Annotated in this window: 7 protein-coding genes; 4 read left to right on the top strand and 3 right to left on the bottom strand. The window is 62.4% G+C overall.

Annotated elements, in window-relative coordinates; translation table 11 throughout:
• Positions 1-9 precede the first annotated feature (9 nt).
• The 3 genes from MFF34_RS04055 to MFF34_RS04065 are packed head-to-tail and all read left to right on the top strand — an operon-like array spanning position 10 to position 2,725.
• A complete protein-coding gene (locus MFF34_RS04055) occupies positions 10-921 on the top strand; it encodes a glycine betaine ABC transporter substrate-binding protein (RefSeq protein WP_238210421.1) in 912 nt (303 codons plus the stop codon).
• Positions 918-1,571 (top strand): ABC transporter permease, encoded by a 654-nt coding sequence (locus MFF34_RS04060; RefSeq protein ID WP_008090677.1) that lies wholly within the window; start codon positions 918-920, stop codon positions 1,569-1,571. The genes MFF34_RS04055 and MFF34_RS04060 overlap by 4 nt, the downstream gene beginning before the upstream one ends.
• Positions 1,568-2,725 carry a betaine/proline/choline family ABC transporter ATP-binding protein gene (locus MFF34_RS04065; RefSeq protein WP_238210423.1) on the top strand — a complete coding sequence of 386 codons (1,158 nt, stop codon included), beginning with the start codon at positions 1,568-1,570 and terminating at the stop codon, positions 2,723-2,725. Before MFF34_RS04060 ends, MFF34_RS04065 begins: the two co-directional genes overlap by 4 nt.
• 96 nt (positions 2,726-2,821) lie before the next feature.
• Here the strand turns inward: MFF34_RS04065 and MFF34_RS04070 are convergent, their stop codons facing one another.
• The 3 genes from MFF34_RS04070 to MFF34_RS04080 all read right to left on the bottom strand — a co-directional run bounded on the left by MFF34_RS04070 (position 2,822) and on the right by MFF34_RS04080 (position 6,822).
• Complete coding sequence (locus MFF34_RS04070) at positions 2,822-5,251, bottom strand: TonB-dependent receptor (RefSeq protein WP_099428378.1); 2,430 nt, start codon at positions 5,249-5,251, stop codon at positions 2,822-2,824.
• Positions 5,252-5,359: 108 nt separating this feature from the next.
• Entirely contained in the window at positions 5,360-6,322 is a 963-nt protein-coding gene (locus MFF34_RS04075; protein ID WP_238210425.1) for a FecR family protein, read from the bottom strand.
• A 17-nt stretch (positions 6,323-6,339) separates the two neighbouring features.
• Positions 6,340-6,822 carry a sigma-70 family RNA polymerase sigma factor gene (locus MFF34_RS04080; protein WP_085272642.1) on the bottom strand — a complete coding sequence of 161 codons (483 nt, stop codon included), beginning with the start codon at positions 6,820-6,822 and terminating at the stop codon, positions 6,340-6,342.
• 505 nt (positions 6,823-7,327) lie between these two features.
• Between MFF34_RS04080 and MFF34_RS04085 the strand changes: the two genes are divergently transcribed.
• Positions 7,328-8,491, top strand: coding sequence for a type III PLP-dependent enzyme (locus MFF34_RS04085; protein ID WP_027595561.1), 1,164 nt, complete (start codon positions 7,328-7,330; stop codon positions 8,489-8,491).
• The last annotated feature ends 45 nt before the right edge of the window (positions 8,492-8,536 follow it).

The following is an 8,536-nucleotide window of genomic DNA, read 5'->3' on the forward strand; positions in this document are numbered from 1 at the left end:
AGGGAACGTATGAAGAAGAGAATCGCCTTGCTGCTCGGCGCAGCCCTGCTGTTTGCAGGCGTTGCCCAGGCAGCGGACAAACCGCTGGTGCGTATCGGTGCGCGGGTGTTCACCGAACAGACCGTGCTTGCCGAAATCACCGCCCAATACCTGCGCGCCAACGGCTTCGATGTGCGCGTGACCACCGGCCTTGGCAGCAGCATTGCACGCCAGGCCCAGGAAACCGGCCAGCTCGACCTGATGTGGGAGTACACCGGTGTGTCGTTGGTGTCGTACAACCACATCGATGAACGCATGCCAAACGCCGAAGCCACCTACGCCAAGGTCAAGGCGCTTGATGCGAAAAAAGACCTGATCTGGCTGACCCCGTCGAAATTCAGCAACACCTATGCCCTTGGCCTGCCTAAAGAGGTCGCCGAGGCCTACCCGCAGGTGAATACGATCAGCGACCTCAACCAGGTGCTACGTGACGAAAGCAAACGCAACCACCTGGTAGCCCTGGACACCGAGTTCGCCAATCGCCCGGACGGCCTGGTCGGCCTCAAAGCCATGTACGACCTGCAAGTCGGCAGGGCCAACATCCGCCAGATGGACGCGGGGCTGGTTTATACCGCCATGCACAACAACCAGGTGTTCGCCGGGCTGGTCTACACCACCGACGGGCGCCTGAACGCGTTCGACCTCAAGTTGCTCGAAGACGACAAGCACTACTTCCCTGACTACACCGCTGCGCCTGTCGTACGCAAAGCCGTGCTCGACGCCAACCCGCAACTGGCCGCCCTGCTCAAACCGCTGGCCGAGCAGCTCGACGACGAAACCATGCGTCAGCTCAACGCCCAGGTCGACGTCGAACACCAGAACCCGACCGCCGTGGCCGCAGCCTTCCTGCGTGAACACCCCTTGAAGGAGGTACAGCCATGAGCCTGCTCGACACCTTCGCCCACCTCGATTGGGCCCAGGTCCTGCAATTGACCTGGCAGCACATCATGTTGGTCGGCATTGCCGTCAGCCTGGCCATCCTCGTCGGCGTGCCACTGGGCATCCTGATGACTCGCTTCCCGGCCGTCGCCGGCCCCCTGCAAGCCAGTGCCACGGTGCTGCTGACCATCCCCTCGATCGCCCTGTTCGGCCTGCTGCTGCCGTTCTATTCCAAGTTCGGCCAGGGCCTCGGCCCACTGCCGGCGATCACCGCCGTGTTCCTTTATTCACTGCTGCCGATTCTGCGCAACACCTACCTGGCGCTGACCAACGTCGAGCCCGGCATCCGTGAAGCCGCGCGCGGCATCGGCATGACCTTCGGCCAGCGCCTGCGCATGGTCGAACTGCCCATCGCGGTGCCGGTGATCCTGGCCGGTGTACGCACCGCCGTGGTGATGAACATCGGCGTGATGACCATTGCCGCGACCATCGGTGCTGGCGGCCTGGGCGTCCTCATCCTCACCTCCATCAGCCGCAGCGACATGTCGATGCTGCTGGTCGGCGCCGTATTGGTCAGCCTGCTGGCGATCATCGCCGACCTGCTGCTGCAAACCCTGCAACGTGCCCTGACTCCAGAAGGACTGCGCTCATGATCGAACTCAAGAACCTCAGCAAAACCTTCAACGTCAACGGCAAGGACGTCAAAGCCGTCGACGCGGTCAACCTCACCGTCAACGAGGGCGAAATCTGCGTGTTCCTCGGCCCCTCGGGCTGCGGCAAGAGCACCACGCTGAAGATGATCAACCGCCTGATCACGCCCACCTCGGGCCAAGTGTTCATCAATGGCGAAGACACCAGCGCGCTGGACGAAGTGACCCTGCGCCGGCGCATCGGCTACGTGATCCAGCAGATCGGCCTGTTCCCCAACATGACCATCGAAGAGAACATCACCGTAGTCCCGCGCCTGCTGGGTTGGGACAAGCAGAAGTGCCACGACCGCGCCCGCGAGCTGATGCACATGATCAAGCTCGAACCCAAGCAGTACCTGCAGCGCTACCCACGCGAGCTGTCCGGCGGCCAGCAGCAGCGTATTGGCGTGATCCGCGCGCTGGCGGCCGAGGCCCCGGTGCTGTTGATGGACGAGCCGTTCGGCGCGGTCGACCCGATCAACCGCGAGATGATCCAGAACGAGTTTTTCGAGATGCAGCGGGCGCTGAACAAGACCGTGATCATGGTCAGCCACGACATCGACGAAGCGATCAAGCTGGGCGACAAGATTGCCATCTTCCGTGCCGGCAAGCTGTTGCAGCTGGATCACCCGGACACCCTGCTGGCGCACCCGGTGGATGATTTTGTCAGCAACTTCGTCGGCCAGGACAGCACATTGAAACGCCTGTTGCTGGTGCGCGCCGAGGATGCGGCAGACAACGCACCGTCGGTAAGCCCGGAGACGCCGGTGAGCGATGCGCTGGAGTTGCTGGACGAGCACGACCGCCGCTATGTGGTAGTGACCGATGCGCAGAACAAGGCGCTGGGCTATGTGCGCCGGCGCGACATGCACCGCCAGCAAGGGACCTGTGGCGACTTCCTGCGCCAATTCAACGCCACGGCGTCGCACGATGAGCACTTGCGCATCCTGCTGTCGCGGATGTACGAGTTCAATCGGTCGTGGTTGCCGGTGCTGGATGCCGAGCAGGTGTTTTTGGGCGAGGTGACGCAGGAGTCGATTGCGGCTTACCTGAGCTCGGGGCGCTCGCGGGGGGCGAAGACCAGCATTGTTTCGCCGGCTGAGGCGGTGGTCTCCTGAAGAAATGAGTTGGCCTCTTCGCGGGTAAACCCGCTCCCACAGGTCCTGCGTAATTCCTGTGGGAGCGGGTTTACCCGCGAAGCAGGCGACGCTACATCAGAACCCTACACTGGCCTGCACATAGAACGTCCGCGGCTCACCCACATAAATCCCCGCATTGTTATCGCTGGAGCGGGTGAAGTACTGCTTGTCGAACAGGTTCTTCACCCCCGCCGCCAGCGTCAGGTTGGACAGCTTCGGCCCGAAGTCGTACCCACCGCGGGCATGCCAGGTCACGTAGCCCGGAATGTCGCCATACTGCCCATCGGCGCTCGGCTCGGTGATGTAGTCGCCATTGAAGCTGCCATCGGCATTGATACCGGTACCCGGCGCGCGCTGTTTGGATTGGGCGTAGGCGTCCAGGTTCCAGGTCCAGTGGTTGACCGCGTAACGCACGCCGGCAGTGGCCACCTGGCGTGAATAGAACGGCAGATCACGGCCCTTGAAGCCAGGAATCTCCCCCTCGTAAGTCGCGCGGGTATAGGTATAGCCGCCATTGACCGACAACCCCTCCAGCCGTGCATCCAGCCCGGCCAGGTCATAGCGCACCGACGCCTCGATCCCTTGGTGCTTGGTGGCGCCCAGGTTGGTCCAGCCGACATCGTTGCTGATGTACTGCAGCTCGTCATCGAAGTCGATGTAGAACGCTGTCAGCTCACCGGCGAAGCCGCCATTGTCATAACGCGTCCCAACCTCGTAGGTCTTGGCCTTTTCCGGCTCCAGGCCATTGGCCGTGCTGTTGCCGGTGCCGCCTTGGCCCAACTGGAAGTACTGCAGGCTGCCGAACGAGGTCTCGTAGTTGGCGAACACCTTCCAGGCATCGGAGAGGTGGTACATCACACTCAGCGCTGGCAGCGGCTCGTTGCTGGTGATGCTGCGCTTTTTCTCCGCCACCGGGCGGTTGTTGGCGTCCAGCACCGGGCGGTCGCGCCAGTCGGTGTTGATGTGCTCGAAACGTACGCCCGGGGTGATGGTCCAGTTGCCGACGTCGATCTTGTCATCGATGTAGTAGGCGCTGGCTTCGGTGCCGCCGCTGCGGTCCTGGAACACGTGGCCATCGGAGGTCGGGGTCGACGTCGGTACGTTGTCGATCAGCGCCAAGCGGGTCGACTGCTCGCGCATGGCTTCTTTCAGGTAGCGATAGCCAACACTGACTTCCTGGGTGGTCGGGCCGGCGAAGAAGATCCGCGACACCCGCGGCTCAATGGCGAAGGTGTGGTAGTTGCGCGGGTACGAGGACAGGGTCTTCATGTCACGCGAGGCGATGGCACTGCCGCGAAAACTGTCGGTGTAGTAGGTCAGCACTTCGAACTGGGTGGCGTCGTCGAGCTGGCGCTGCCACTTGAACGACACGTCCTTGCGCCGGCCGGCAAAGTAATCGTAGTCACGCAGCGACTGGTAGGGGTTGCTGTCGTACTGAGCCTGGGTCAGGCCACCGGGCATGTCGGCACGGCCATCGTAGTAGTGGAAGTTGAGCCAGAACTCGTCGACGTCGGTCGGCGCCCAGTGGGTTTTGAGGATGACGTCGTCGATGTCGTTGCCGTTGTTGCTCTCGCGGTAGCCGTTGCCGTTCACCCCGGTGTACAACAGCGCAACGCCCATGCCGTTGTCGGCGGTGCCGCCGACGAAGGCCGATTCGGTGTGCTTCCAGCCGCCGTGCTGCGAGGTTTCCAGCGTGGTGGAAAGTTGTGCCGAGGCCTGCTCCGGGATTGCCCGGGTGACGAAGTTGATCACCCCACCGACGTTCTGCGGGCCATAGCGCACAGAGCCGGCACCGCGCACCACGTCGATGCTGTCGAGGTTGCCCGAAGAGATCGGCGCCATCGACAACTGCGGCTGGCCATAGGGGGCGAAGGCAGCCGGGATGCCATCGATCAACACGGTCGAGCGTGGTGACAAACGCGAGGTCAGGCCGCGCACGCCAACGTTCAGTGACAGGTCGCTGCCACCGGTGCCATTGGAATCCTGCACCTGTACGCCGGGGATACCGCGCAGCACGTCGCGCACGTTCATCGCGCCCTTCTCCACCATGGCCTCACGCCGCACCACGGTGCGCGCGCCTGGGTGGTTCTGGACCACGGCCTGGTCAGCATCGCCCAGCCAGTCGCCGACAACCTTGATGTCGGTGGGCGCCAGCTCCAGGCTACCGCTGCCCAGGTCGAGCGTGGTGGGCAATGGCTTGACCACCACGGTGTCCTGCGACACCTCGAACGTCAGCCCGCTGCCTTGCAGCAACTGTTGCAGCGCCTGCACCGGCGCCAGGTTGCCGGACACTGCCGGGGCCTGCTTACCAGCCACAAGCTCCGGGCTGTAGAACAGCTGCAGGTTGGTTTGTTGGCCCAGCTGGCTCAGCGCCGAAGCCAGCGGTTGCGCCTGGATCTGAATGGCAGTGCCGGCCTGCTCGGCCTGGCTGTTGACGGCCACGGCACTGACCGCAAGGGCCAGCGCCAGGGCGCGCACGCGTGGGAAAGGCTTGTTGTTATTCACGTCGTCAAGACATCCTGAAGTTCGGGATAAACGCCAACCGCATGCAAATGTAAATGCTTGGCAGTTGCAGCTGGCGAGGAAGACGAACGGGCTGAAAAAAACCTGAATCTATTTCGCGATTATTTCGCGAGAACCGTCTTCATGGGCTTTGATGGCCACCGGCAGGATGCTCGGCAAGGCGCGCAGCAAGGCATCGGTGTCGTCGCTGCTGAAGGTGCTGGACAGGCGCAACTGCGCCACCTTGCCGGGGGCAACGCGAAGTGGCTCAGTGCGGTAGCGCGACACTTCGGCCACCACCTCGGCCAGGGTGGCGTTGTCGAACACCAGCTTGCCCTGGCGCCAGGCGGTAAGCGCGGCGGCATTGACCGCGAAGGGAGGCGTCACCTTGCCTTGTGCATCTATATGCGCGCCCAGGCCGGCCGTCAGTTGCGCCTGCGAGGCATCCTTGCCCTGCACACGCACCGAACCCTGCTCCACCGCCACGCGGGTGGCGGCCGGGTCCAGGCGCACATCGAAGCGGGTGCCGGTGACGGTCACGCTGCCTTGGGCGGTATCGACCACAAACGGCCGGCTGCTGTCGTGTGCCACGATGAACATGGCTTCGCCGGCATTCAGCTGGATGTGCCGACGCCCGGCGCTGAAATCGACCTGCAGTTGCGTGCCGCCGTTCAGCGTCAGTTGCGACCCATCCGGCAACTCGACCTGCCGACGTTCGGCAAAGGCGGTCTGCAGCTGGCCCTGGTGGTTGAGGCGTTGGTACTGCCAGCCACTCCAGGCCACCCCCAGGGCAACCACCGCCACCCCGGCCGCCAATGCCTGGCGTACCAGGCGCCGGCGTGGCAGTTGATGCACGGACTCTGGTTGGCACAGCGCCTCGAGGCGCTGGCGTGGAATGAAGTCGGCGGCGCGCCACAGGCTGGCAAGCTGCTCGAATTCATCGCGATGGCGCGGGTCCACTGCCAACCAGGTGTGCAAGCGCGCCTGCAGCTCGGCATCCCGCGGCGCGTCCTGCACGCGGGCGAACCATTCGGCCGCCTGCTCGCGGACGGTGTCGGTGCCGTGCTGTTTCATCGAGGTCTCCTGACTCATCATCCCGACACATCCAGGTGTTCACGCAGGTGTCGGAGCGTGCGGATCATATACTTTTCGACCATGTTCTTGCTCAAGCCCATGCGCTGGGCGATCTCGGCCTGGGTCAGGCCTTCGAGCTTCTGCCAGATGAACACCCGACGGCAGTTGAGGGGCAATTCGGCCAGCGCCCGTTCGACGCTGTCGGCCAGCTCCAGGGCGTGCACGTAGGCTTCGGGGTCGCCGCTGCTGCTTGTGCTGGTTTCATCGAACACTTCCAGCGCCTGGCGCCGGTCCTCGCGGCGAAAACCATCCACGGCAATGTTGCGCGCCGTCTGGTGCAGGTAAGCGCGTGGCTGCTCGACCTGCTCGCGGGGGTTCTCCAGAACCCTGACGAAGGCATCGTGCGTGAGGTCCTCGGCCTGCTGGCGACTGCGCAGCTTGCGCGTCCAGGTGCCGATCAGCTCATGGTAGTGGTCGAGGAAGCCTTTGTGTGCGGACACGGTGGGGGTCGTCAGGGAGGCAGACAAGGGTGCGAATAGTAATGTTTCTCATCAAAACCGGCAAATCCGCCAGTCGGTAACAAAAAATTTTTGCGGATTTCATGGACGGGTGTGCCAGCAAATCGTGGCCATAAATATGAACACCACCGGCCCCTTCGCGGGTAAACCCGCTCCCACAGGAATAGCGCAATCCCTGTGGGAGCGGGTTTACCCGCGAAAGGGACAACACGGTCTATTCCACAATTTTTTACGCTTGCGAACCCCAGGGGAACATCTGCCGGTCACATGAGTCGGTTATTCAAATGGCAGGTCGTCGATCCGCGACGAACACGCCCGGATTGCCTGTTGATCTTGCATTCTTCACGCCCTAAAGTGCGCGCCGAACGTCCATGCTGGAAACGATCCATCCGGCTCAAGTACTGAGTAGGCGAACCAAAGTGGGGATACGGAGGACGTTCAGTTTGCAGCCACTTATCTTTTCAGTTTGCCCATGGAGTCCCTGAGCATGTCGATCCAGGTCGAAGACTATTTCGCGCGTGACACCTTCCAGAAAATGAAGGCGTTCGCCGACAAGCAGGAAACCCCGTTCGTACTCATCGATACCCAGATGATCAGCCAGGCCTATGACGACCTGCGCGCCGGTTTCGAATTCGCCAAGGTCTACTACGCGGTCAAGGCCAACCCGGCAGTCGAGATCATCGACCTGCTCAAAGAAAAAGGTTCGAGCTTCGACATCGCCTCGATCTACGAGCTAGACAAAGTGATGGACCGTGGCGTCAGCGCCGACCGCATCAGCTACGGCAACACCATCAAGAAGTCCAAGGACATCCGCTACTTCTACGAGAAGGGCGTGCGCCTGTATGCCACCGACTCAGAAGCCGACCTGCGCAACATCGCAAAGGCCGCACCGGGCTCCAAGGTTTACGTGCGTATCCTCACTGAAGGCTCGACCACTGCCGACTGGCCGCTGTCGCGCAAATTCGGCTGCCAGACCGACATGGCCATGGACCTGCTGATCCTCGCCCGCGACCTGGGCCTGGTGCCTTACGGCATTTCCTTCCACGTGGGTTCGCAGCAGCGCGACATCAGTGTCTGGGACGCTGCCATCGCCAAGGTCAAGGTGATCTTCGAACGCCTGAAAGAAGAAGACGGCATCGAACTGAAGCTGATCAACATGGGTGGCGGCTTCCCGGCCAACTACATCACCCGTACCAACAGCCTCGAAACCTACGCCGAAGAAATCATCCGCTTCCTGAAGGAAGACTTCGGTGACGACCTGCCGGAAATCATCCTCGAGCCAGGCCGTTCGCTGATCGCCAACGCCGGCATCCTGGTCAGCGAAGTGGTGCTGGTGGCGCGCAAGTCGCGCACCGCGGTCGAGCGCTGGGTGTACACCGACGTGGGCAAGTTCTCCGGCCTGATCGAAACCATGGACGAGTCCATCAAGTTCCCGATCTGGACCGAGAAGAAAGGCGAGATGGAAGAAGTGGTCATCGCCGGCCCGACGTGCGACAGCGCCGACATCATGTACGAGCACTACAAGTACGGCCTGCCGCTGAACCTGGCGATCGGTGACCGCCTGTACTGGCTGTCGACCGGTGCCTACACCACCAGCTACAGCGCAGTGGAGTTCAACGGCTTCCCGCCGCTGAAGGCCTACTACCTGTAATGAACAACGGGGCCGCAAGGCCCCGTTTTCATGTGTGCTGGCTTG

The organism is Pseudomonas sp. PAGU 2196 (assembly GCF_022179005.1).
GTDB lineage: Bacteria > Pseudomonadota > Gammaproteobacteria > Pseudomonadales > Pseudomonadaceae > Aquipseudomonas > Aquipseudomonas kermanshahensis.